Source organism: Ancylobacter sp. GW821-FHT10E12 (genome assembly GCF_058809335.1).
On sequence record NZ_JBXASN010000006.1, the window covers coordinates 245,846 to 267,791 of the forward strand.

21 protein-coding genes are annotated in these 21,946 nt (G+C 66.2%); 11 read left to right on the top strand and 10 right to left on the bottom strand.

The annotated features are described in order from the left end of the window. Window positions 1-42: 42 nt before the first annotated feature. Window positions 43-1,377: an extracellular solute-binding protein gene (locus tag AC1RU4_RS10410; protein WP_492890994.1), complete on the bottom strand. Its 1,335-nt coding sequence runs from the start codon at window positions 1,375-1,377 to the stop codon at window positions 43-45. A 269-nt stretch (window positions 1,378-1,646) separates the two neighbouring features. Next, window positions 1,647-2,750 (bottom strand): GlxA family transcriptional regulator, encoded by a 1,104-nt coding sequence (locus AC1RU4_RS10415; RefSeq protein WP_492890995.1) that lies wholly within the window; start codon window positions 2,748-2,750, stop codon window positions 1,647-1,649. 253 nt (window positions 2,751-3,003) lie between these two features. Here AC1RU4_RS10415 and AC1RU4_RS10420 point away from each other — a divergent pair, with 253 nt between their 5' ends. The 8 genes from AC1RU4_RS10420 to AC1RU4_RS10455 all read left to right on the top strand — a co-directional run bounded on the left by AC1RU4_RS10420 (window position 3,004) and on the right by AC1RU4_RS10455 (window position 10,837). Beyond that, entirely contained in the window at window positions 3,004-3,966 is a 963-nt protein-coding gene (locus tag AC1RU4_RS10420) for a dihydrodipicolinate synthase family protein (protein ID WP_492890996.1), read from the top strand. A 9-nt stretch (window positions 3,967-3,975) separates the two neighbouring features. Next, window positions 3,976-4,272 carry a UxaA family hydrolase gene (locus AC1RU4_RS10425; protein ID WP_492890997.1) on the top strand — a complete coding sequence of 99 codons (297 nt, stop codon included), beginning with the start codon at window positions 3,976-3,978 and terminating at the stop codon, window positions 4,270-4,272. Window positions 4,273-4,312: 40 nt separating this feature from the next. Further along, complete coding sequence (locus AC1RU4_RS10430; protein ID WP_492890998.1) at window positions 4,313-5,515, top strand: UxaA family hydrolase; 1,203 nt, start codon at window positions 4,313-4,315, stop codon at window positions 5,513-5,515. A gap of 80 nt (window positions 5,516-5,595) precedes the next feature. Next, complete coding sequence (locus AC1RU4_RS10435) at window positions 5,596-6,582, top strand: ABC transporter substrate-binding protein (RefSeq protein WP_492890999.1); 987 nt, start codon at window positions 5,596-5,598, stop codon at window positions 6,580-6,582. Between the two features lie 75 nt (window positions 6,583-6,657). Beyond that, window positions 6,658-7,425, top strand: a complete 768-nt coding sequence (locus tag AC1RU4_RS10440) for an ABC transporter ATP-binding protein (protein ID WP_492891000.1) — start codon at window positions 6,658-6,660, stop codon at window positions 7,423-7,425. After that, complete coding sequence (locus tag AC1RU4_RS10445; RefSeq protein ID WP_492891001.1) at window positions 7,406-8,233, top strand: ABC transporter permease; 828 nt, start codon at window positions 7,406-7,408, stop codon at window positions 8,231-8,233. Before AC1RU4_RS10440 ends, AC1RU4_RS10445 begins: the two co-directional genes overlap by 20 nt. 25 nt (window positions 8,234-8,258) lie before the next feature. Continuing rightward, on the top strand, window positions 8,259-9,311 hold the full coding sequence (locus AC1RU4_RS10450; RefSeq protein ID WP_492891002.1) for an Ldh family oxidoreductase: 1,053 nt from the start codon (window positions 8,259-8,261) through the stop codon (window positions 9,309-9,311). Window positions 9,312-9,337: 26 nt separating this feature from the next. After that, window positions 9,338-10,837: an aldehyde dehydrogenase gene (locus AC1RU4_RS10455; RefSeq protein ID WP_492891003.1), complete on the top strand. Its 1,500-nt coding sequence runs from the start codon at window positions 9,338-9,340 to the stop codon at window positions 10,835-10,837. A gap of 300 nt (window positions 10,838-11,137) precedes the next feature. Here AC1RU4_RS10455 and AC1RU4_RS10460 read toward each other — a convergent pair whose 3' ends face one another. The 3 genes from AC1RU4_RS10460 to AC1RU4_RS10470 form a co-directional block, all read right to left on the bottom strand. Then, window positions 11,138-11,602: a ribbon-helix-helix protein, CopG family gene (locus tag AC1RU4_RS10460; protein ID WP_492891004.1), complete on the bottom strand. Its 465-nt coding sequence runs from the start codon at window positions 11,600-11,602 to the stop codon at window positions 11,138-11,140. An 8-nt stretch (window positions 11,603-11,610) separates the two neighbouring features. Next, entirely contained in the window at window positions 11,611-13,116 is a 1,506-nt protein-coding gene (locus tag AC1RU4_RS10465) for a DUF7146 domain-containing protein (RefSeq protein WP_492891005.1), read from the bottom strand. Window positions 13,117-13,177: 61 nt separating this feature from the next. Continuing rightward, window positions 13,178-14,695, bottom strand: coding sequence for a DNA-binding protein (locus tag AC1RU4_RS10470; RefSeq protein WP_492891006.1), 1,518 nt, complete (start codon window positions 14,693-14,695; stop codon window positions 13,178-13,180). A 494-nt stretch (window positions 14,696-15,189) separates the two neighbouring features. Between AC1RU4_RS10470 and AC1RU4_RS10475 the strand changes: the two genes are divergently transcribed. Together AC1RU4_RS10475 and AC1RU4_RS10480 are read left to right on the top strand one after the other, a co-directional pair. Next, entirely contained in the window at window positions 15,190-15,465 is a 276-nt protein-coding gene (locus tag AC1RU4_RS10475; protein ID WP_492891007.1) for an AbrB/MazE/SpoVT family DNA-binding domain-containing protein, read from the top strand. Beyond that, window positions 15,452-15,841: a type II toxin-antitoxin system VapC family toxin gene (locus AC1RU4_RS10480; protein WP_492891008.1), complete on the top strand. Its 390-nt coding sequence runs from the start codon at window positions 15,452-15,454 to the stop codon at window positions 15,839-15,841. The genes AC1RU4_RS10475 and AC1RU4_RS10480 overlap by 14 nt, the downstream gene beginning before the upstream one ends. 172 nt (window positions 15,842-16,013) lie before the next feature. Here AC1RU4_RS10480 and AC1RU4_RS10485 read toward each other — a convergent pair whose 3' ends face one another. From AC1RU4_RS10485 to AC1RU4_RS10495, 3 genes are all read right to left on the bottom strand, one after another. Next, window positions 16,014-17,285, bottom strand: a complete 1,272-nt coding sequence (locus tag AC1RU4_RS10485) for a tyrosine-type recombinase/integrase (RefSeq protein WP_492891009.1) — start codon at window positions 17,283-17,285, stop codon at window positions 16,014-16,016. Between the two features lie 447 nt (window positions 17,286-17,732). Continuing rightward, window positions 17,733-18,212: a VOC family protein gene (locus tag AC1RU4_RS10490; protein ID WP_492891011.1), complete on the bottom strand. Its 480-nt coding sequence runs from the start codon at window positions 18,210-18,212 to the stop codon at window positions 17,733-17,735. Window positions 18,213-18,311: 99 nt separating this feature from the next. Next, complete coding sequence (locus AC1RU4_RS10495; protein ID WP_492891012.1) at window positions 18,312-18,533, bottom strand: helix-turn-helix domain-containing protein; 222 nt, start codon at window positions 18,531-18,533, stop codon at window positions 18,312-18,314. Window positions 18,534-18,622: 89 nt separating this feature from the next. Here AC1RU4_RS10495 and AC1RU4_RS10500 point away from each other — a divergent pair, with 89 nt between their 5' ends. Next, window positions 18,623-19,063 carry a hypothetical protein gene (locus AC1RU4_RS10500; protein ID WP_492891013.1) on the top strand — a complete coding sequence of 147 codons (441 nt, stop codon included), beginning with the start codon at window positions 18,623-18,625 and terminating at the stop codon, window positions 19,061-19,063. Window positions 19,064-19,151: 88 nt separating this feature from the next. Here the strand turns inward: AC1RU4_RS10500 and AC1RU4_RS10505 are convergent, their stop codons facing one another. Together AC1RU4_RS10505 and AC1RU4_RS10510 are read right to left on the bottom strand one after the other, a co-directional pair. Next, the gene (locus AC1RU4_RS10505) at window positions 19,152-20,177 is read right to left on the bottom strand and encodes a D-cysteine desulfhydrase family protein (protein WP_492891014.1); all 1,026 of its coding nucleotides are present in this window, start codon (window positions 20,175-20,177) and stop codon (window positions 19,152-19,154) included. 37 nt (window positions 20,178-20,214) lie between these two features. Further along, window positions 20,215-21,879 carry an FAD-dependent oxidoreductase gene (locus tag AC1RU4_RS10510; protein ID WP_492891015.1) on the bottom strand — a complete coding sequence of 555 codons (1,665 nt, stop codon included), beginning with the start codon at window positions 21,877-21,879 and terminating at the stop codon, window positions 20,215-20,217. Window positions 21,880-21,946 lie beyond the last annotated feature (67 nt).

Below are 21,946 nucleotides of genomic sequence, written 5' to 3' on the forward strand. Positions count from 1 at the left end.
CGGCGCCTGTCCTGAAGGGGGCGCCGCCGCTTTGGTGGCCGGTCAGCCTTCGTCGAGGCCGCGCTGCCAGGTTTCCTTGAGCTGCGCCATGGCGGCGTCGATCGAGGTCTTGCCGGCCCACACGCCGTCGAGCGTCTTGGCGAGGAAGTTGCCGCCGGAATAGATGGTGAAATCCGGGCCGGCGACGACCGGGATCTCGCCCTCGGTAGCAAACGACATGCCTTCGACGAACGGGCCGCGCACGCTCCACGGCGCGCCGGCGGTCTTGTAGTCCGGGCGGTCGAGGATCGACTTGCGGGGCGAGGCGCCGCGGCCGGCGGTGGTCCACAGGAAGCTGTTGTCGGACAGCCACTTGACCGCCGCCATCGTCGCCTCGTAGCGGCTCTTGTCGGACTGCGCGTAGAGCTCCAGGCCGCCGATCTCGCTATAGGTGCGCAGCGTGCCGCCGATGTTGGGGAACAGCGCGGCGGTGAAGTTCAGCTTCTGGCCGAGATAGCCGTTCAGCGTCCACGGCCCGGTCCAGAAGATGCCGCCCTGATTGGTGCCGAATGCCTTGTAGCGGTCGGTCACGTCGCGGGTGGAGACCTTCTGCTTGTCGAACAGGTCAAGGATCCACTGCATGGCCTGCTTGCCGGCCTCGGGATTGACGCAGGCGGTCTTCAGGTCGTCGCTCGCGCGACGGAAGCCCATCTGCGCGGCGACGATGCCCCAGGTGACGGTGGGCTGCACGCCGGCGCCGGTCATCATGATGCCGGAGCGCGTGACCTTGCCGCCGTCCAGCTTGGTCATCGCCTTGGCCCACTGCATCAGCGTGGCGGCGTCGGTCGGGGGCTTGGAGCCGTCGAGGCCGGCTTCCTTGGCGATGTCGAGATTGATCAGCGGCTGCAGGCTCATCAGGTCCATCGGGATCATGAAGAGCTTGTCGTCATATTTCGGGTAGCGCGAGGCGGTCAGCGAGGCCTTGCTGAAATCGCCGAGGTCGAGGCCGACCTTCTTGGCGACGTCGTCCAGCGGCACGGTGACCTCGTCGCGGGCGAGCGCGGCGGCCTTGCCGGCGGTGCCCCAGCCGAAATCCGGCGCCTTGCCGGTCGCGGTGGCGGCGAGCACCTTGGTGACATACTGCTCCTCCGGCACCAGCTCCATGCGGATCTGAACGTTCTTGTCCTTATGGGCGGCGTTGAAGGCATCGATCATCTTTGCCCAGACCTCGCCATCGGAGGCGGCGAGCCAGCTCCAGTGGACGATCTCGACTGGTGCGGCGAGCGCCGGCCGGGCGATGAAAGGCGCTCCCGCTGCCAGCGCGCCGGCGCCTGCAAGGAAGGTGCGGCGGCTCGGCCCGCGCCGAGACGAATTCGATTGGTTCTTGGTCGTCTTCATCAGTCCCCACCTTCGGCTTGATCTATTTTTGTCTGGAAAGGTCGTTAAGACGCGAAGCTCTGCGGCGTTACCGCCGATTATACTTGTGTGGCGGCAACAGTTCTCCCTCGCCATGACGCATCGTCCTGGCGCATGCCGGTATTTGGTCAAATTTTATTTGCGTAGACAGATAGCGCGCACCGAATACATCCGGCGCGGGGTCTTACGATCCGTTATTTTCTTATAGTGACCCAGTTTCGCGGGTAGACTTGATCAAAATGGACGCATTCTTAGCTCTGGCGGTCATTGCGCGGTGTCGTTGCCGCCTCCGCGGGTACCGCCCGTGCCGCCGGCGGCGTGATGGAAAGGCGCCGCACTTCCGGGCGATAGGCCTGATTCTGCTGGCGGCGCAGCGAAGCGCGGAAGTCGCGCGGCGTCATGCCGAACTGGGCGTGGAAGGCCCGCGACAGCACGCTCGGATAGGAGAAGCCGCAGGCGGTGGCGACGTCCTTGATGCCGAATTCCTCATAGAACAGCATGTTGCGGGCGGCCTGCAGGCGGATGCGCAGATAAAGCCGCATCGGCGTCTCGTCGAAGCTGCGACGGCATTCGCGCAGCACGGTCTTGGGCGAGACCTCCAGCCGCTCGGCGATGTCGTCGAGCGGCAGCGGGAAGTCGAGATTGCGCTCCATCAACGCGACGATGCGGTCGGCCAGCGCGGGCTTGGCGGTCGGCCCCGGCGCGTCGTCGAGCCGCTGCGGCGTGCCCGCCGGGCGAGGGGCGTAGACCAGCGCGTTGGCGACTTCGCTCGCCAGCGTCGGCGTCTTCAGCCGCCCGATCAGGTCCAGCATCATGTCGAGCGTGGCGATGCCGCCGGCGCAAGTGAGGCGCTGGCCGTCGATCAGGTAGATCTGGCCGTTGACGCCGATATCGGGAAAGCGCTCGCGGAAGGTCGGCACCGCCTCCCAGTGCAGCACCACGCCGCGCTTGTCGACGAGGCCGGCCTGCGCGAGCGCGAAGGTGCCGGTATCGACCGCGCCGATCGAGGCGCCGAAGCGCGCGGCGGTGCGGAGCTGGTTCAGGAGCTTTGGCGAATTGCGCTGCATCGGCAGATTGCCCTCGAAGACGAGGTAGAAATCGGCCGTCGGCATGGTTTGCAGGCTGTCGTCGGCGGACATCCACAGGCCGTTGCTGGCCCGCACCGGAGCGCCATCCTCGGAGACGAAGCGCCAGCGGAAAAGCTCGCGCCCGCTGTTCTGGTTGGCGATGCGCAGGGCTTCGCTGGCGAGCACCAGCGCGTTAAGCGGAAACTCCGGCTGGAGAATGAAATTGAAGGCCGGAACGCCGCCGTCACGCAGTCCCGGCGTCTCGGCGGCGAGCGGCGTGCTTTGCATGGCGAACATCTCCTTCGTCGAGGCTGACCAGAAAAGTCAACAACAAGTCCCGATATGTCAATTCGTTTGGTGTTTTGCCCTCACTATTGGGTCCACGGAATGTTTCGGGGTGCCGCCGGCCAGACAGGCGGCGCCGAGACCAGTCGACATGAAATGGCAGTGGGCACGCGACGCACTCGTCCGTGATCGCTTTCGGCCGACCGGCCGGAGGCGCCGGACGACGCGTGGCTGCCGTGAGCGGCGGGGTTGTGACGTGCAGACAGAAATTCTGAAGAAAAAACTCGAAGGTTGCTACGTCACGGTGCCGACACCGTTCCGCGACGAGGAGGGCTTTCCGGTCGACGAGGCGGCGCTGCGCACCTATGTGCGGTTCCTGATCGACGGCGGGCTGACCGCCGACACCGCGGTGTTCCTCGCCGGCGGCGCGGCCGGCGACTTCTCCACCATGACGTTCGACGAGCGCGTCCACGTCGCCGAGATCGTGGTCGACGAGGTCGGCGGCCGGGTGCCGGTGGCGATGGGCGCGCAGACCACCAGCACGCTGGAACTGGTGCGCCTCGCCAAGGCGGCAAGCCGCATCGGCGCCGACTTCATTCAGGTATCGTGCCCGTTCTACTTCACCCACACCGAGAAGGACTTCGAGGCGTTTGTCCATGCGGCGGCCGAAGCGGCGCCGGACATTGGGCTGATCGTCTACAACACCTTCTGGACCACGACGAACATCTCGTTCCAGATGGTCGAGCGCCTCGCTGAAATCCCAAACGTCGTCGGCCTCAAATGGGCGACGCCGCGCACCGATGCGATGGAGTTCGAGAGCGTGGCGGCGCGCTTCTCCAGGCGCTTCACCATCATCGACAACAATCTGTTCTTCGCCTTCAGCGCGATGCCGGCCTTGGGCGCGAAGGCGTTCGAGGTGCATCTGTGCAATTTCTGGCCCGAATGGGGGCTTAAGCTGGTGCGCGAGATCGGAGGCGGCAACTTCACGGAAGTGGCGCGCATGCTCGTCGACGAGGCCATGCCCTTCTACAAGCTCTGGGTCGAGATCGAGCGCGATTTCACCAGCGGCGACGGCTATCTCGACAAGCTCTGCATGGAACTGGTCGGCCTGCCGTCGAGCCGCTGCCGTCCGCCGACGCAGGACGTGCGCCCGCACTACCGGGCGGCGACGCTCGACATGATGCGGCGTATCGGCACGCCGAACCTCGTCACGGCCTGAGGAGACAGCATGGCGGGAGCGGCGAACCTCATCATCCTGGCAGCCGGCGACAATGTCGGCATCGCGCTGCGCGACATCCTCGCCGGGGAGGTCGCGGCGACGCTGTCGGGCGTTTCGCTGCGTGCTGCCGAGGAGATCCCGCAGGGCCACAAGATCGCACTCGACGACATCGCCGGGGGGCAGGACGTCGTGCGGTTCGGCATGCCTGTCGCCATCACCAGGGAAGCGATCGCCAAAGGCCATCTGGTCCATGTCCATAATGTCGCGAGCCGCTATCTCAATAATGACGAGGACCATTATGAGTAGCCTCGGCATCGAAACATCTGCCCCGTCCACGGCGAATGCCGTGATCGCAAACCGGATGCGCGGCTATGCCCGCCAGGATGGGCGCAAGGGCATCCGCAACTATCTGCTGGTCGCCTATCTGGTGGAGTGCGCGCACCATGTCGCGCGCATGATCGCGGCTCCGCACCAGCAGGACGGCGTGCAGCTCATCGGCTTTCCCGGCTGCTACCCGAGCGACTATGCCGACCGGGTGATGACCGACATCGCCACGCACCCCAATGTCGGGGCCGTGCTGCTGGTGTCGCTCGGCTGCGAGGAGTTCCAGCGCACCCGGCTGCGCGACGCCATCGCGGCGAGCGGACGGCCGGTCGAATTGCTGACCATCCAGGCTTGCGGCGGCACCGCCGGCACGGTGGCCAAGGGCAAGGCGTGGATCGCCGAGCAGCTTGCCGCGCTTGCCGCGATGCCAAGCGTTCCGATCTCGCTGGCCGACCTCGTCATCGGCACCAAATGCGGCGGCTCGGACGGGCTTTCCGGCGTCACCATCAATCCAGCCGTCGGCCATGCCTGCGACCTTCTGGTCGACGCCGGCGCCACGGTGATGTTCGAGGAGACCTGCGAGCTGATTGGCTGCGAGGAGCACATGGCCGGCCGGGCGGTGACGCCCGAGCTGGCCGAGGCGCTGCGCGCGGCGGTGCGCAAGGCGGACGATTACTATAGCGCGCTAGGCCATGGCAGCTTCGGCGGCGGCAACATCAAATACGGTCTGTCGACGCTGGAGGAGAAGTCGCTCGGCGCCTATGCCAAGAGCGGCTCTCGGCCGATCCGGGGCTTGCTCAAGCCCGGCGTGCGCCCGCCCGCCGGCGGGCTCTATCTGATGGACACGGTGAATGACGGGCCGGTGCGCTTCGGCATCCCGAACATCAACGACACCCAGACCATCACCGAGATGGTGGCGAGCGGCTGCCATCTGATCCTGTTCACCACCGGCGCCGGCTCGGTGGTCGGGCAGGCGGTGGCGCCGGTGATCAAGGGTGTCTCCAACTCGCGCACCTATCGCCGGATGGAAGGCGACATGGACGTGAATGGCGGCACCATCGCCGACGGCATCGAGACCGTCGAGGACGTCGGCCGCCACCTGCTCGACGCCATCATCGCCGCCGCCTCGGGCGAGCCGACCAAGTCGGAGGCGCTGGGGCACCAGGAATTCGTGCTGGCCTACAAGACCTACGAACCGCTTGGACCCGGCTGCCTGCCGGTCTGAACGACACGCCTTACGCGTCAGGCATCAAGCAAAAACCAAAGGGGATCGTCATGACACTCTCGCACCTACTCGGAAAACGGATGGCGACAGCGGCGCTGCTCGCCGTCGGCATCTTCACCGCCGGCGAAGCCAAGGCGCTCGACGATGTGCGCCTGCGCCTCAACTGGATGTGGTACGGCTCCCACGCCGCCTTCGCGCTGGGCAAGGACAAGGGCTACTTCAGGGATGCCGGGATCAATCTCGACATCCGCTCCGGCAACGGTTCCGGCTCGGCGCACCGCCTGGTGGCGAACGGCGACAGCACCTTCTCCTATGGCTCCTGCGCCGGCCTGGTGAACCTCGCCGCCAAGGGCGCGCCGCTGGTCTCGGTGGCGGTGATCGACGCCATGGGCACTGAGGCGATCATCGTACGTCCTGATGCCGGCGTCTCGAAGATCGCCGATCTTAACGGCAAGAAGCTGCTCACCACGGCGAATGCCGGCGTCAACACCTTCTTCCCGCTGGTGCTGAAGAATGCCGGCCTTGCCGAGAGCGATGTCGGCATCGTCAACGTGCCGGACGGCGCGCTGGTGTCGAGCTATCTGCAGGGCGCCGGCGGCGCCGTCGGCATTCTCGGCGGCCTCGACGACAAGCCGGCGGAGATCAAGGCGGCCGGCGGCGCCGCGCCCGTCACCTTCCCCTATTCCGACTATGGCGTGAACCAGGTCGGCTATTGCATCGTCACCTCGAAGGACACGCTCGCCAGGAATCCGGACCTGGTGAAGCGCTTCGTCGCCGCCACCATCAAGTCCTACAAGGCGGCGGAAGCCGATCCGCAGGCGGCGATCAACGCCATGGGCGACATCGTCGGCGGCACCGCGAACGAGGAGGCCGGCAAGAAGCAGGCCGCCGAGGTGCAGCAGGTCACGCTCGACGTGCTCTATTCCAAGGCCAATACCGGCAAGGTTCTGGGGCTCAACCAGCCGCAGGACTGGGTCGACATGGTCGAGCTGATGAAGAAGTACAACGGCCTCGAGACCAAGGAGCCGCCGACCTTCTTCTACACCAACGAGTTCCTGCCGAAGTAAGGCGATCGGGTGCAAGGGCCGGCGGGCTGAGGGGCCCGCCGGTCCGTCCTGTTTCATTGGGAGTGCAGGCACGTCATGGGAGCGACGATCGAAATCCGGTCGCTGGCGAAGACGTTCGGCGTCGGCGCGGGGGCGGTGCACGCCTTTGGCCCGATCGACCTGACCATTCAATCCGGCAGCTTCGTCTCGCTGCTCGGGCCGTCCGGCTGCGGCAAGTCCACGCTCATGCTGATGATCGCCGGGCTCCTGGACGCCTCCGAGGGCGAGATCTTCTTCGACGAGGAGAAGGTCAGCGCGCCGCGCACCGACATCGGCATCATGTTCCAGGACAACACGCTGGTGCCGTGGCGCACGGTGGAGGGCAATGTCGCGCTGCAGCTCGAACTGCGCGGGCTCGACCCCAAGGCCTATGCCGAGCGCATCCGCGAGCTGCTGCGCTCGGTGAAGCTGGAAGGCTTCGGCGGACGGCACCCTTACGAGCTTTCCGGCGGCATGCAGCAGCGCGCCGCCTTCTGCCAGGCGCTGGTGCACGAACCGGACACGCTCTTGTTCGACGAGCCGCTCGGCAAGCTCGACGCCATGACCCGCGAGAGCATCCGCACCGATCTGCAGACGCTGTGGATGAAGCAGCGGCCGACCGTGGTGTTCGTCACCCATTCGATCGAGGAAGCGGTGCAGCTTTCATCCACCGTCTGCGTGGTGACGCCGCGGCCGGGGCGCATAGAGCGCACCATCGACATCGACCTGCCGTGGCCGCGCGACCTCGAAGTCAAGTCGAGCCCCCGCTTCACCCATTATGTGCGCGAGATTCAGGGGATCTTCCATGACTATGGTGTCCTCTAGAATGCCGCCCGAGCCGGGCATGATCGGGCGCGCCGTCCTGCGGGCGGGCGCCGCGCTGCTGCGCTCGTGGCCGTTCATGGTGTTCTTCGTCGGCTTCTTCCTGGTCTGGGAATATTCGGTGATCCTGTTCAAGGTCCCCGGATACATCCTGCCGACGCCGTCCGAAATCGTTACCAAGGGCTGGGCGGATATTCCCCGGCTGCTCGACTACACGCTGATCACCGGGCTGGAGAGCGTGATCGGCTATGTGCTCGCCATCTGCGTCGGCGTGCCGGTGGGGCTTGCGATCGCCTTCTGGAAGCCGTTGCAGCGCACCGTCTATCCGTTCCTCGTCAGCCTTGAGATGGTGCCGAAGATCGCCTTCGCGCCGCTGTTCATCGCCTGGCTCGGCTTCGGTTTGCTGCCGAAGGTCGTCATCGTCGTGCTGGTGTGCTTCTTCCCGGTCGCGCTGAATTCGATCCACGCCTTCGGCTCGCTGTCGGACGAACTGACCCGCTTCTGCCGCTCCACCGGCGCGGGCGCGCTGCGCACTTTCTGGAAGGTGCGGCTGCCGGCGGCGCTGCCGCAGTGCTTCGTCGGGTTCAAATATGCCGCGCTGAACGCCACGGTCGGCGCGACCATCGCCGAGTTCATGGGCTCCGACCAGGGGCTGGGCTTCTACATCCAGATCGCCACCGGAAACATGCGGCCGGACCTTGCCTTCGCCGGCATCTTCTTCCTGACGCTGCTCGGCCTCGCGCTGTTCGGCTGCGTCTCGATCGCCGAGAAGCTGCTCATTCCCTGGCACATCTCCGTCCGCCGCCACTGAGCGTGCATTTATCGAAGGATCCTCGATGGCGCCGCGTTTCGCGTACCCCGACCTGATTTCCCTTGCCCAGAACGTGCTGGTCAAGGCCGGCCTGCTGGCCGAGCCCGCCGCGTCGGTGGCGCTCGGGCTGACCGAGGCCGACCTGCTCGGCCACACCACGCACGGGCTCGCGCTGCTCGCCGACTATGTCGAGGAGCTCGACAACGGCACGATGGAGCGCGAGGGCAAGCCGGCCGTGATCGCCGACCATGCGGCGGTCGCGACATGGGATGCGCGCCGACTGCCGGGGGTGTGGACCACCATGCTGGCGGTGGACGAGGCGACGCGCCGGGCAGGCACCTTCGGTATCGGCGCTGTGGCGCTCAGGCGCAGCCACCACATCGCCTGCCTCGCCGCGTTTCTGGAGGCGCCGGCGCGGGCCGGGACGTTCATTCTCGTCTTCTCGTCCGATCCGAGCGACGCCCATGTTGCGCCGTTCGGCGGGCTGACGCCGGTGATGACGCCGAACCCGATCGCGGCCGGAATTCCGGCGTCGCCCGATCCGATCCTGATCGACGTCTCGACCTCCATCACCACCGCCGCCATGTGCGGCCGCACCCGCGCCGCCGGCGGTCGACTTAACGGCGCCTGGGTTAAGGACCGCGACGGCAATGCCACGGATGACCCGGTCGCCTTCAAGGAGGGCGGCTCGATCCTGCCGATCGGCGGGCTGGACCACGGCCACAAGGGCTATGGCCTGTCGCTGATGGTCGAGGCGCTGACGCAGGGCCTCGGCGGCTATGGCCGCGCCGACGCGCCGAAGGAATGGGGCGCCAGCGTGCTGGTGCTGGCCTTCGCGCCGGCCGCGTTCGGCGGGCTGGAAGGCTTCACCCGCCAGACCGGCTGGCTGGCCGATGCCTGCCGCGCCTCCCGCGTGCCGGAGGGCGCGCCGCGTGTGCGTCTGCCCGGCGAGGCGGCGCTCGGCCGCAAGCGCGAGGCGCTGCTCGAGGGCGTCGCGCTGCATGCCGGCATACCGGACGACCTTGCCAAGCTCGCCGCGCGCTTCGGCCTGCCGGCGCCTGTTCCGCTCACCCGTTGATCGCACCGAACCCGGAGACCCCGCCCATGAGCGCCTACAAATCCGCCGCGCAGTATCGCGACATCGCCGGACGTCTCACCATCCCGTCGAAAGCCTTCATCGACGGCGAATGGACGGCGGCCGCCTCGGGCAAGGTGTTCGAGAACATCGACCCGGCGACGGGCACGATGCTGGGCGTGGTCGCCTCGTGCGACAGCGCCGATGTCGACCGCGCGGTGAAGGCGGCGCGGCGCTCGTTCGAGGATGGCGGCTGGTCGCGCGCGGCGCCGGAGGAGCGCAAGGCGGTGCTGCTCAAGTTGGCCGATCTGGTGCGGGCCAATGCCGAGGAATTGTCGGTGCTGGAGAGCCTCGACAGCGGCAAGACCATCAAGGACTGCCTCAACGAGATCGGCAATGAGGTGCCGACCTTCTTCCAGTGGTATGGCGAGCTTGCCGACAAGTCGTTCGGCAAGGTGGCGCCCACCGGCGAGAAGGTCGTCGCGATGATCGTCAAGGAGCCGATCGGCGTGGTCGGCCTCGTGCTGCCGTGGAACTTCCCGCTGCTGATGGCGGCGTGGAAGCTGGCCCCCGCGCTGGCGGCGGGCTGCTCGGCGGTGCTGAAGCCGGCCGAGCAGACCCCGCTCTCGGCGCTGCGCCTCGCTGAGCTCGCTATTCAAGCGGGCGTGCCGCCGGGGGTGCTGAACGTGGTGCCGGGCTTCGGCGAGACCGCCGGTCAGGCCATCGGCCGGCACAAGTATGTCGATGCGGTCTCGTTCACCGGCTCGACCGAGGTCGGCGCCTATTTCCTGAAATATGCCAGCGAGAGCAATCTCAAGCCGGTCGGGCTGGAGATGGGCGGCAAGAGCCCGCTGATCGTGCTCGACGATGCCGAGATCGACGACACGCTGGTCTCGTCCGCCATCAGCGCCGCCTTCTGGAATGGCGGGCAGAATTGCTCGGCGAACATGCGCCAGATCGTCGATCGCAAGGTGAAGGACGTGTTCCTCGACCGCGTGCTGGAGAAGACCAAAGCGTTGCAGGTTGGCAACCCGCTCGATCCGGCGACCGACCTCGGCTCGATGGTCAGTGCCGAGCACAAGGAGCGCGTGCTCTCCTATATCGAGATCGGCAAAAGCGAGGGCGCGCAGCTGTTGGCGGGAGGCGGCGCCAGCGAGGGGCTGGCCGGCTCCTTCGTCGATCCCACCGTATTCGATGGCGTCGACCCGTCGATGCGGGTGGCGAAGGAGGAAATCTTCGGACCGGTGCTCGGCGTCATCGGCGTCGATGGCGTCGACGAGGCGTTGAAGATCGCCCGCGACACCGATTACGGCCTGCACGCCACCATCTTCACCCGCGACATCGACAAGGCCTTCCACCTCGCCAAGCGCCTGCCCTGCGGCACGGTGGCGATAAACGGCTTCACCGAGGGCAATGTGACGACACCGTTCGGCGGCTACAAGCGCTCCGGCTCGCTGACCCGCGACAACGGCACCGAGGCGGTCGACCAGTATCTGCAGACCAAGACGATATGGATCTCGCTTCGCTGAAGCAGACCAGCCGCTCGACCCCCTCTCCACCCGTCGAATCCGACCGCTGCCACCATGGGCATGAAATGCGGTGCTGCGCATTCGGCAACCTGCGCCACTGCACCGAGATCGTGGGAGATGAACCGGCAGGCGAAGCCGTGCTGCTCCTGCAACCGCCGAGCTGAGAGGGATTCGACCCGGTATGTGGAAGTGATCTCACCAGGAGGTTCGCCCGCGAGCTAAGAGTCGACCATTGGGCTCGAAGTCTTGGATATGCGCTCCTCGCCGCCAGCGGAATATCGAGCTACAACCGCGTGGGCGTCAGTCCGTCCCTTTGGGTTGAGTCATCTGGCGAGTGTCATCGGACTCATCCGAAACCGGCCATCTCACCACCTCATCGGGTATCTCTCTCAGGAAGTTCTGCCCCTTCTGCAGGCGCTTGCCGAGCGTCTCGATGAAACCCTCGTAGCGCTCGCGCCCCTTGATCTGCGCCGAGGCTTGGGCGTCGCCCGGAAGCGGCGGTGTGATCGTCAGCCAGAAGCGCACGAAGAGGGCCAGCGTGTCGGCTGTGACGCGCAGGTCTCGCTCGATGCGGGCGGTCTGGCGCGAGAGCCGGTCCAGGCGCCGGGTGAAGGCCGCCTCGCGCATGTCGGCGGCGTCGGGGGAGAGGAATGAGGCGATCGCCGCCTCGACGATCGCCGAGCGCGGGATCTTCCTGCGTTCGGCGAGTTCGTTGATCCGCGTGATCAGCTCGGCGGGCAGCGTGAGATTGAGGCGGTCGCGCATACCGCCTCCTAGAGTTCGATGCCGTCATTGGGATCGAGCGAGACCTGACGGGCGAGGCCGCCCATCTGCCGGCGCAGCGCCTGGCGCTGGCGGGCGACGTCCTCTGGCTCCTCGTCCAGCATGATCGCGAACTCCTCGGCCGGGCGCGGCTCGGTCGTCTCCTTCGCGATGGCGACGTGGTCGGGAAGCTCCGGCTCCCGGCGCAGGCCGGCATTGGCCGCGTCGGCATCGCCCTTGGCGATCTCCGCCACGAGTGCGGGGCTCGGTGTCCTAGGCTGCAAACCCGACCAGTCGTCCGCCCGGCGCGTCCGCCCGGATTTCTGCGGATCGGGCGGCGGCAGCACCCGCTCCCGGAAGCGCGGGTCTTCGTAGTAGCGCGCCTTCTTCGCCCGGATCGGGGGAGAGCCTGCGGCCATGACGATCTCGTCGGCCGGCGGCAGCTGCATGATTTCGCCTGGTGTCATCAGCGGGCGCGCGGTCTCCGAGCGCGACACCATCAGGTGGCCGAGCCAGGGCGAGAGCCGATGGCCGGCATAGTTCTTCATCGCCTTCATCTCGGTCGCCGTGCCCAGCGCATCGCTAACCCTGCGCGCAATCGCCTCGATACCGGCCGCGTATGCGCGTTCGATCAGGCTGTCTTGGGCATTGTTCCCGGCCGGATCGTTGTCGCGGGCGATGTAGAGCCGGCGCAGTGTGTCCGGGAACCGGATGGGGGCGAGGTGAGCCGCCGAGAGTGCCGCCAACATCGGCATATCGGGCAGAACCTGACGGAGCGACAGGACGGTCTCGATGCCTTCGCCGGCCGCGATGACATCGCCGCCCATGCCGAAGTGCACCGCATTGCCGAGAAGGTCGCCCATGGCCCGCCGCGGTGTATCGATCGGCGCCTTGCCTAGCCGTATGGCATCGAAGCCTTGCGGGTCGAGCCAGGTGCGATGGGCACCAGTGACCTTTCCGCCGAAATTGGTGACGACGGCGATCATCGCTGGCCAAGTCTCGGCCGGTGCGTGCTCGTCAGCACGAAAATAGCAGCGCGGGTGGAAACGGAGACTTCCCGTTCCGCGCAGATTCGTAATGCCGCGTTGCCGCAGATACGCTTCGACGAGCGTGCCCGCGATCGGCTGCGTCATGGCGACAAGCCGCCGCGCCGCTTCCGGCGACCCGTGCGGCGCAGGGCTATGATGTCTGGTCAAGGATGGCTTCGGTTCCGGCTGCGGCAGACTGAGGAAACGTCGTGCCTCGGCGGTCACGTCGGTGAAGTCGACGAGGTCGCGGCTCTCGCGGATGACGTCGAGCAGATCCCCATGCTCGCCGGTGGCGGCGTCGGTCCACTTGCCGGCGGGCGCCTTCGGAGAATCCTTCAGCCGGACATACATGGAGCGACCCGGCGTGTTGCGGACGTCGCCCACCTGCCAGTAGTTGCCCTGCCGGCGACCGTTGGAGAGATAGTGGTGGCAGACCGCCTCAGCCCGGTCGGCGAGACGGCGCGCCAGATCGTGCGGCTTTTCCACCATGACGAAGCTCCAAAAGAAAAGGCCCGCCGTCGCCGGCGGGCCAGTCGCGCGGTCGTTGGTGCTATTCGGCAGCGGCCGTGGCGGCTGCGTCCGGGGCTGCGTCAGTGTCCTCCAGGCCGTCGCCTCCGGCCATGGCCGTTTCGCCGTCATTTTCCGCCGCTTCCTCGACGACGGATTGCGATGCCGGCATGTCCGGGGCCTCCTGCTTCCGCACGTCCGACGTACGCAGCGGCTCCGGCAGCCACCCGGTGTCGGCGAGCAGCGTCTCCGCTTCCCGCGCCATGTCACCCTTCTTGAGATGAGCGATCCGGTCGGCGGCACGCTGGCCTTTCGCCTCGGCGACGGCCTGAAGGATGCGGGCCTTGGTGACGCGGCCGAGGAAATTGTCCACGGTCGGCTTCCACCCAGCCGCGGCCATATCGAGATCGACCGACTGCGCCAGTCGATCCGCATGGGCGAACGCGCGCGGCCGCCGGTTCCAGGCCTCGTGCACCGCGTTGACCGAAAGGCTGACGACATGGGCGAAGAGCACGGAACGGCTGTCGCCGTCCCAACTCTCCAGGGCGTCCCACAATTCGGCCGACTCCTTCGGTAGCGCCTTGGCCCAGTTCTCGTGCCGCGCGCGAATCGCTTCGGCTGCGGCGCTGTCGTTCAACCCCGGCGCCTGTGTGCCGAAGCCGACGCTCTTCAGGTCCAGCTCCAGGCAGCTATCCGAGCCGTAGTGGTAGAAGACCTTGAGCGTCAGCGCGTGCAAGGCCGCGCGGAACGCGACATCCGGCTGCTCGCCCAGCGCATGGCGCAGGCCGAGCGTGTGATGCGCGGTCAGCTCCGTCAGCAGCCGGTCAGAGATTGGCGACAACGTGTCGTCCTCTTCCGGCTCGGGTGCTTCAGCATCGGCGGAGACTGAGCCGCCGGCATCATCGTCGGCCGCCGGGGCACGGACGTCCCTGGTCTCGCCAGTTTCGGACTCCGGCTCGGCCGGAATTTCGTCCTCGGGCCGCACATAGCCGCGCTCGACACGCAGCCGGCCGTCATGGGCGATGCTGACGAAGGCGCCGGCGCGTGCGATCTCCTCGGGATCGAAGGCGACAGGCCGTTCCTCGAAGCCCTCCAGCGCGGTCTCCAGCTCGCCGAGACGCTCGTCGACCTCGTCCGGCAGTTCGTCGGCGTCCACGTGCTCCTCCGACAGGCGGTTGTATTCGGCCTGGAAGGCATCGCGGGTTGCCTGCTCCTCCACCGTGAGCGGCACGGGCTCGCCGCGCAGTTGGCGCAGGCCGAAGCTGTGGCCATAGGCGAAGTCGGGTGCGACCTCGATCCACTTCCAGCCCTCGGCCGCGATTGCCTCTGATTCCGCCTTGAGCTTGTCGGCCACCATCTGGTCGACCAGCGCGATATCCTGGAGCCAGCCGCCATCGTCACCCTGGAACAGGTCACGTAGGAGGATACCGCCGGCCTCGAGATAGGCGTCGAGGCCGATGAACTGAACCCGCTTGTCGGAAGCGCGCACGGCGCCCTCGGTGAGCATGCGGCGGATGACATAGGGCTGCTTGTCGTAGGAATGCTGCAGCCGCTCGAACACCTGCTCTTGCCGCGCATGGTCGGCCGGTTGTGTGTCCGGCCAAGTTTGTCGCGCCTAGGGTCCGGCACTCAGCCATGCGCAGCCTCGCAACGCTGACGTGAGCGGCCTACTCCTCGGTTGTCAGCGTCTTGATGTCGAACTGGTCGCGCGTTCGTGCATCCGATCCAGAATCTCCGAGGCTTGGCACTAAGAGCCGGGTCGGCGCAGACAAAGAGCGGACGATCAGCGATCGGGCGCAGATGGAGTGCCTTGATGGAAAAGCATCTGCCAGCGCCCGTCGATCCACTTCCAGATCGAGCTTCGCCGCGAACGAAGGGCCCCGGCTCGATCTTCCCTGATGGTCCGATAAGTTAAAAGGACCGCTTCATTGGAAAGCACGGTCAGCCTGTAGTCACACCGGAGCCACAGCCTGAGCGGCGTCAGCTGCCCAGCCTTGAATGCAGAACAATCCAGCGCTATCTTACGATCGTCTTACCTGAAGAGGGGCTGCGCCAATGACCAACGCGGAAAATCTCACCACCACCGTCTCCACCAAGGGACAGGTCATCCTGCCCAGCACCATCCGCCAGAGGCGTGATTGGCGGGCGGGAACGCGGCTCGTGGTCGAGGAGACTGAAGAGGGTGTGCTGCTGAAGCGCGCGCCCGCTTTCGCTGCGACGCGGCCGGAAGACGTGTTCGCCTCGCTTCCCCATGGCGGCAAGCCCAAGACGCTTGCGGCGATGGATGCGGGTGTGCTCGCCGAGGCGAGGCGCCGGCATGCTCGCGGTTGATACCAACCTGATCGTCCGCTACTTGGCCGGCGACCATCCGAAGCAGTCCGCCCGGGCCAGGGCCCTGATCGATGGCCAGCCGGTCTTTGTCGCCGTCACGGTGATCCTGGAGACGGAATGGGTGCTGCGCAGCGCCTATGAGTATCGCCCGGCCGACGTCGCGCGTGCGCTGCGGGCCTTTGCGGGCCTGCCCACGGTGACCGTCGAGGACGGCGCGCTGGTCGCCGCCGCCCTCGACCTCACCGAGAAGGACATGGATTTCGCCGACGCGTTGCATCTCGGCCGGTCCGCGCATTGCGAGGGCTTCGTCACCTTCGACCGCAATTTTGTCAAGGCAGCAAAGGCTGCGGGCTATGCCGACATACGCGAAGCATGACGGCGGATCGGCCTTAACATCCCACTGGATTGGAGACTGTGGGCTGCAATCCCGGCGACATGACGGTGTCGTCATCGCCTCGGGAACCGAAAGAGTGCCTTCAGCGTCCGGCGGCGTAGCTCCGCAGGCTCAAGCATCATGGCGAGCGACAACCGCGACGCGCGCGCTGCAGCTATTCTGCCGCCATCGGTATTGCGGCGAGCTTCTCGGCGCCTTTGGCCAGCAGCTTCTCGATCTCGTCCGATGTCATGCGGACCGCAAGCTTCAGCGCCTCATCGATATGGATGTAGTCCTGCGTGACGCTTCGCGATGCGTGGCCGAGCATGGCCTTGATCGTCAGTTCCGAAAAGCCGAGATCGCCCGCGACGCTGCCAAAGGTGTGCCGAAGGGTATGTGGCGTCGTCCCGCTGATGCCCGCCAGCCCGCAGATGCGATCCAGGCATGAACTGCCGGCCGTGAACGGCCCGTCCGTGATGCCGGACGGGAACACATGCGGGTTGCCCGCGATAACGGGCTGAGCTTCGATGACCCGAATTGCCACCGGACCGATAGCGCGGATCTGCGCGTCACCCTTGGTATCAGGGAAGGTCACGTACCCGCCCTCCGGATGGACCCAGGCGCGGTGCATGGCCTGAGCCTCTTCGCGTCGGTAGCCCGTCAGCAGGAGCAGGCGCACGACGCCGAGAGCCGTTGGGTTTTCACCGTTACGTTCGGCATAGGCGATGGCCGTGCCGAGCGCCTCGATCTCGGCGACGCTCAAACGGCGGTTCTTCTTGTTTCCTGTGAGCTTCTTCGCGCCCTTTGTCGGGTGCTCGGCGAGAAGACCCTTGTGCTTGCCATGGCCGATGATGGCCTGGAGCGTTCCGACACACCGCCCTGCCACGCCCGCGCCACCCGAGGCCTTGCCCCCGCGCCCACCCGTGCGCGGTTTCGCCGTCTTCCCGTTCCTGACATCGGCCTGCATCTGCTCGACGTCGGCGATCGTCAGATGGCGGACGATACGCTTTCCGAGAAGCGGCTTGATGTGCGTCCTGATCCGGCTTTCGTCCATATCCAGCGAGGAGGCCTTGATCGGCCGGTTCTTGCGGCCGAGGATGTTTCCCGCTCGCGCCTCGGTGAGATACCAGTCGCACATTTCCGCAACTGTCATGCCCTTGCGTCCCCGGCGCGCCTCGTCCGCCGGGTCCTCGCCGGCCGCGACGGCGCCGAGCCTGATCCTGGCTTGGTCGCGGGCCTGCTCGACGGTCATGACGCCGTAGCGGCCGAGATTGATCCGGCGCTTTATACCCTCAGCATTGCGGTACTGCAGAATGAAGGTCTTTAGACCCGACTTGAGGATGCGGACCCCGAAGCCCCGAATTTCACTATCCCAGTAGACGACCTGCTTCTCCGGAGGCGGCGGGAAGGCATCGACAGCCTTCTTGGTCAGCTTGCTCGTCGGCATGCCGTCTTCCTCCTTCTGGAGACAAAATTCCGCCGAGGGGGTATTGTCTCCAAAATGTCTCCAGAAATGAGCGTTTCATTGGCCAAAGAAGGTTACGGCATCGTAAGCTGAATATCAATAACTATCAGAAATATAGTGTGTTTTCGTGTTCTGGCGCATCGTAGCGCAGTGTCGATTCGAAGTTGCCAAGGTTGGGGTCGTGGGTTCGAATCCCATCGCCCGCTCCAGTTTCAGATATAACGCAAAGCCCCGTCATCACGGGGCTTTTGTCGTTTTAGGGCGGTTGAAATCGCAAGGCGCTCAAGGGCGTTTTGAGGCCGCGGTCACCGTCGGGTCACCAGTTTTCAAATCGGACGCAGGTTGAAATCGCAGCGTCGCCGGGGTGCGCGTCGGTGAGGAAGAGTTCAGCTGTGAAGTTCTTCCTGGCATCGCCTGACGGCTTGCGTTTCATCCGCGCCGAGCGGCCTCGATGGCAGCAACATCGATCTTGCGCATCTCCATCATCGCCTCGAAAGCGCGCTTGGCCTCCTCGCCGCCGAGCGCCAGCGCTTCGGTCAGCACGCGCGGGGTGATCTGCCAGGAGATGCCCCATCGGTCCTTGCACCAGCCGCACGCGCTCTCCTCGCCGCCATTGCCGACGAGGGCGTTCCAATAGCGGTCGGTCTCTTCCTGATCGTCGGTGGCGATCTGGAACGAGAACGCTTCATTGTGCCGGAACACCGGCCCGCCATTGAGACCGAGACAGGGAATACTGAGGACGGTGAATTCCACCGTCAGCACGTCGCCCGCCTTGCCGGACGGGTAGTCACTCGGCGCGCGATGAACGGCATGCACTGCGCTGTCGGGAAAGATTCCGGCGTAGAAGCGGGCCGCCGCCTCGGCGTCCTTGTCGTACCACAGGCAGATGGTGTTCTTGGCACTTGCCATTGCTCGCTCCCGCGTCTTACGACGGCGCCCCGCCGCTTCCGACGGCACGCCATTCGCCTAGAATGCATCAAGGCATGCGACGTTCCTGTGTGATGGAACTCAGCCGCGGAGCAGTTCGAACGGGTCAGCACCGATCGCTCGGCTGATCGCGATGAACTCGGCCACGTCGAGGCGACGCTCGCCCAACTCGTATTTGGATACGAAGGTCTGCCATTGGCCGAGCCGATCGGCGAGCTCGGCTTGGGTCACGCCAGACTCCTTCCGAGCTCGAATGAGCCGGGCGATGAGTGCCTGATAGTGCTCGCGATAGATGGAAGCCAAAGGAGCGCCAGTACTGAGACCAACGCTCCAAGTGCTGGATGCTGACGACGCCGGACGCCCGTTCAGACGGATAGAAGCTCACCTACCTGTTGCAGCCCGAGCGCTACCGGCATTTCGATCCGGCGCTGTTCGACGCATTGAAGCGGGTGGCGGGCGAGGCCGATGCGCGCAGGCTCGCCGACATCGAGGAGAGCGGCATCCTCCCGGGTGCGCGGTTCTTCAATTCGATGCTGACCGACGAGGCAAGAGAGCGGCGAGCGTACTTTGCCGATTGCCAGCGGGAACTGACCGATTCGGATCTGGTGTTCTTCGATCCGGATAACGGGCTCGAGACCAAGCTGGCACGAGGTCGCAAGGGCTCGTCGCGATACCTATATCTCGGCGAGATCGCAGCATTCTACACCGCGGGCTCGTCGGTGCTCATCTATCAGCACTCTCCGCGGATCGGGCGCGCGGCCTTCCTGGCAGACTGCGCCGGCGGCAGCTTGACGGCGATGGCCTGGTCGAGTTCGAAAAGAAGGTCGGATTAGCTTAACCCGGTGTCCACAGAACCGGCAGCAGGCCAGACTCCATCATCCCGCTGAACCTTAGGCCGGCGGTGAAGGTGGTGGTCTTCCGTCACATCTTCTGCGCGAGGTAGTCCTCATAGCCGAACAGGCCCTGCGCGCCGCCGGTGTGCCAGAACATGACTCGCGTACCCGCTCCGAAACGGCCGGAGCGGATGTAGTGGAACAGCCCGGCCATGGCCTTGCCCGTATAGACTGGATCGAGCAGCAGCCCTTCGAGCCGCGCGCATGTGGAGAGGGCCTCCCACATCGCCTCGGTTGGCTGGCCATAGCCGGCGCCGACGAAGCCGTCATCGACGCGGATGGGACTGAAGCCGTCGGCGTCATCGAGAAGGTCGAGCGTCTGGTCGGCGATGCGGGTGAGCTTGGCTTCCATATCCGCATTGGAGCTGGATACGCTGATGCCGTGGATCGGCACGTCGAGCCCGGCCCGACGGGCGCCAACGATCATCCCCGCCTGGGTGCCGCCGCTGCCGGTGGCGGTGACGATGTGGTCGAGGGAGAGGCCGCCCGCGCGGCATTGCCCGGCGAGCTCTTCCATGGCCGCTGCATAGGCGAGCGCGCCGACGCCGTTGGAGCCCCCGATGGGAATGACATAGGGCACGGCGCCGGCGGCGGTCGCCTCGGTGGCCGCCTTCGCCATCTCGGCGTCGAGATCGGTGCCGGCCGGATAGGTGCGGATCTCGGCGCCGAAGAGCCGGTCGAGAAGGACGTTCCCATTGGTGTCGTAACAGGCGCCGCGCCCCGGCACCGCCGCGGCCAGCAGCAGGATGCAGCGCAGGCCCTGCCGGGCGGCGGCGGAGGCCGTCTGGCGGGCATGGTTCGACTGCAGCGCCCCGGCGGTGATCACGGTGTCGGCGCCGGCCGCCAGCGCCTCGGCCATCAGATATTCGAGCTTGCGCGCCTTGTTGCCGCCGCCGCCGAGCCCAGTGCAGTCGTCGCGCTTCACCCATATCTCCGGTCCGCCGAGATGCGCCGACAGACGCGGCAGATATTCGAGCGGGGTCGGCAGGAAGGCGAACGGGATCTTGTCCGCGGGATGCGTGCGCCTAGCGGTCTCGGAAGCGATGCGACTCATGGAATGCGGGCACCTGTGAACGGGAAGGGAAAGGGCGTCAGGCGGCCGCGTCCGAGCGGCCGGCGAGACGCTCGCTCATGGAACGGGCGCAGATATAGCCCCATGTCATATGCGGGCCGATGGTGGTGCCGGCGGCGACCGAGCGGGTGCCGATGGGATTTGCCATGGCGTTGCCGGCGCAATAGAGCCCCTCGATCACCGAGTGGTCCGGCCGTAGCACTTCGCCGCGATGATTGGTGCGCGGCCCGCCCTTGGTGCCGAGGATCGAGCGGTTCATCGGGATAGCGACGAAGGGTCCCTTCTCGATCGGGCCCAGGGTGGTGTTCGGGCCGCCTTCGGCCCGTCCGGAACGGTAGCGTTCCCACGCGTTCTCGCCACGGGCGAAATCGTGGTCGATGCCTTCGGCGCAGAAGCGGTTGAAGCGGGCGACGGTAGCTTCGAGCGTCGCGCGGTCCAGCCTGGTGAGGCGGGCGAGATCGGCGATGGAGGAGCCGAAGCGCATCCAGCCCTTACCGCGAAGCCCGTACCACAGAAAGGGGATGGAGCGGGTGAGGAAGCGACGGTCGGCGATGAGCCAGGCCGGCAGATGGGTCATGGAGCCATCCTCCTCGCGCCGGTTCAGCGTGTCGCCGAGGTTGTAGTCGTACTCGCTGATGAAGCGCTCGCCGTGGCGGTTGACTATGATGGCGTGCGGCGCGCTGTGAAAGGCCACCGGCAGGCCGTGCATGCGTCCCTCATAGCGGGTGGGAAGGGCGGGATGGATGTTCGCCTGGTCCATGCGCTCCAGCAGCGCGCCGGCGGCCTCGGCCATGCGATGGCCATCGCCGCTGTTGGTATCGGGGCTGGTGAGGAAGTCGGTCTCTCCGGGGAAATGCTTGCGGTAACGGACCGCATCCCATTCGAAGCCACCGCTGGAGAGCAGCACCCCCGCCCTTGCCGCGACGGACCGCGAGCGGCCAGCTTCTTCATAGATGACGCCGATCACCCGTCCCGTTTCATCCTGCACCAGCGAACGTGCCGGCGCGGCGAGCCTGATCTCGACGCCACGCGCCAGGGAGCCGGCGATGAGCCCGGCCATCAGCGCATTTCCCTGCCCTGCGCTGTCGGTAAAGAGCCGGCGGATGAGTTCCGGCCAGAGTTTCCATACGGTGCGAAGGGGGTGCAGGTAGGGGCCGGGATCCATCATCTCCTGATAGGTCATGAGATGGGGTAGCGTGGAGCGCCGCAGCTTCCTGGCGAAGGGGCCGGCGACGCGGCGGCTCAGCACCCGGGGCGAGAGCATGCGCCCGCGTTCCTTCGCGCCGGGAATGTCGATCATGGGGTCGGGCTCGCGGGTGAGCGCGAAGCGCAACGGCGAGTTTTCCTCGACCATCTTCAGCATGGGCGCGGCGGCATAGGCCATTTCGCGCCACAGGCTGTCATCGGTGTTGCGCCAGGCTTCCGGCAGGGCGCCGCGCAGATACTGATACGCCTCCTCCGGCGTATCGGTGATGCCTTCGGCCCGCGCGTGGTGGTTGGCGGGAACCCAGGTGCCGGCGCCCGACATGGCGCTGGTACCTCCGACGAGGGGGCTCTTCTCGAGGACCAGCACCCGCAACCCGGCGACAGCGGCGGTGAGCGCCGCCGTCATGCCCGCGGCACCGGAACCAACGACGATGGTGTCGAAATTCTCGTCGAACGCGATGTCCGCACCCGTCCCCATTGCCGTCCTCATCCACAAGCTGTCCGGCCAGCAAAGGACCGCAGGATCATCGTAACCCGTGCTCCGG

Coding starts and splice junctions, on each gene's coding strand:
- AC1RU4_RS10465 (WP_492891005.1), bottom strand. CDS start 13,116: ATGGTGGAAAAGCCGCACGATCTGGCGCGCCGTCTCGCCGACCGGGCT.
- AC1RU4_RS10475 (WP_492891007.1), top strand. CDS start 15,190: ATGACCAACGCGGAAAATCTCACCACCACCGTCTCCACCAAGGGACAG.
- AC1RU4_RS10440 (WP_492891000.1), top strand. CDS start 6,658: ATGGGAGCGACGATCGAAATCCGGTCGCTGGCGAAGACGTTCGGCGTC.
- AC1RU4_RS10505 (WP_492891014.1), bottom strand. CDS start 20,177: ATGAGTCGCATCGCTTCCGAGACCGCTAGGCGCACGCATCCCGCGGAC.
- AC1RU4_RS10445 (WP_492891001.1), top strand. CDS start 7,406: ATGACTATGGTGTCCTCTAGAATGCCGCCCGAGCCGGGCATGATCGGG.
- AC1RU4_RS10460 (WP_492891004.1), bottom strand. CDS start 11,602: ATGCGCGACCGCCTCAATCTCACGCTGCCCGCCGAGCTGATCACGCGG.
- AC1RU4_RS10490 (WP_492891011.1), bottom strand. CDS start 18,212: ATGGCAAGTGCCAAGAACACCATCTGCCTGTGGTACGACAAGGACGCC.
- AC1RU4_RS10480 (WP_492891008.1), top strand. CDS start 15,452: ATGCTCGCGGTTGATACCAACCTGATCGTCCGCTACTTGGCCGGCGAC.
- AC1RU4_RS10455 (WP_492891003.1), top strand. CDS start 9,338: ATGAGCGCCTACAAATCCGCCGCGCAGTATCGCGACATCGCCGGACGT.
- AC1RU4_RS10510 (WP_492891015.1), bottom strand. CDS start 21,879: ATGGGGACGGGTGCGGACATCGCGTTCGACGAGAATTTCGACACCATC.
- AC1RU4_RS10415 (WP_492890995.1), bottom strand. CDS start 2,750: ATGCAAAGCACGCCGCTCGCCGCCGAGACGCCGGGACTGCGTGACGGC.
- AC1RU4_RS10410 (WP_492890994.1), bottom strand. CDS start 1,377: ATGAAGACGACCAAGAACCAATCGAATTCGTCTCGGCGCGGGCCGAGC.
- AC1RU4_RS10450 (WP_492891002.1), top strand. CDS start 8,259: ATGGCGCCGCGTTTCGCGTACCCCGACCTGATTTCCCTTGCCCAGAAC.
- AC1RU4_RS10435 (WP_492890999.1), top strand. CDS start 5,596: ATGGCGACAGCGGCGCTGCTCGCCGTCGGCATCTTCACCGCCGGCGAA.
- AC1RU4_RS10425 (WP_492890997.1), top strand. CDS start 3,976: ATGGCGGGAGCGGCGAACCTCATCATCCTGGCAGCCGGCGACAATGTC.
- AC1RU4_RS10485 (WP_492891009.1), bottom strand. CDS start 17,285: ATGCCGACGAGCAAGCTGACCAAGAAGGCTGTCGATGCCTTCCCGCCG.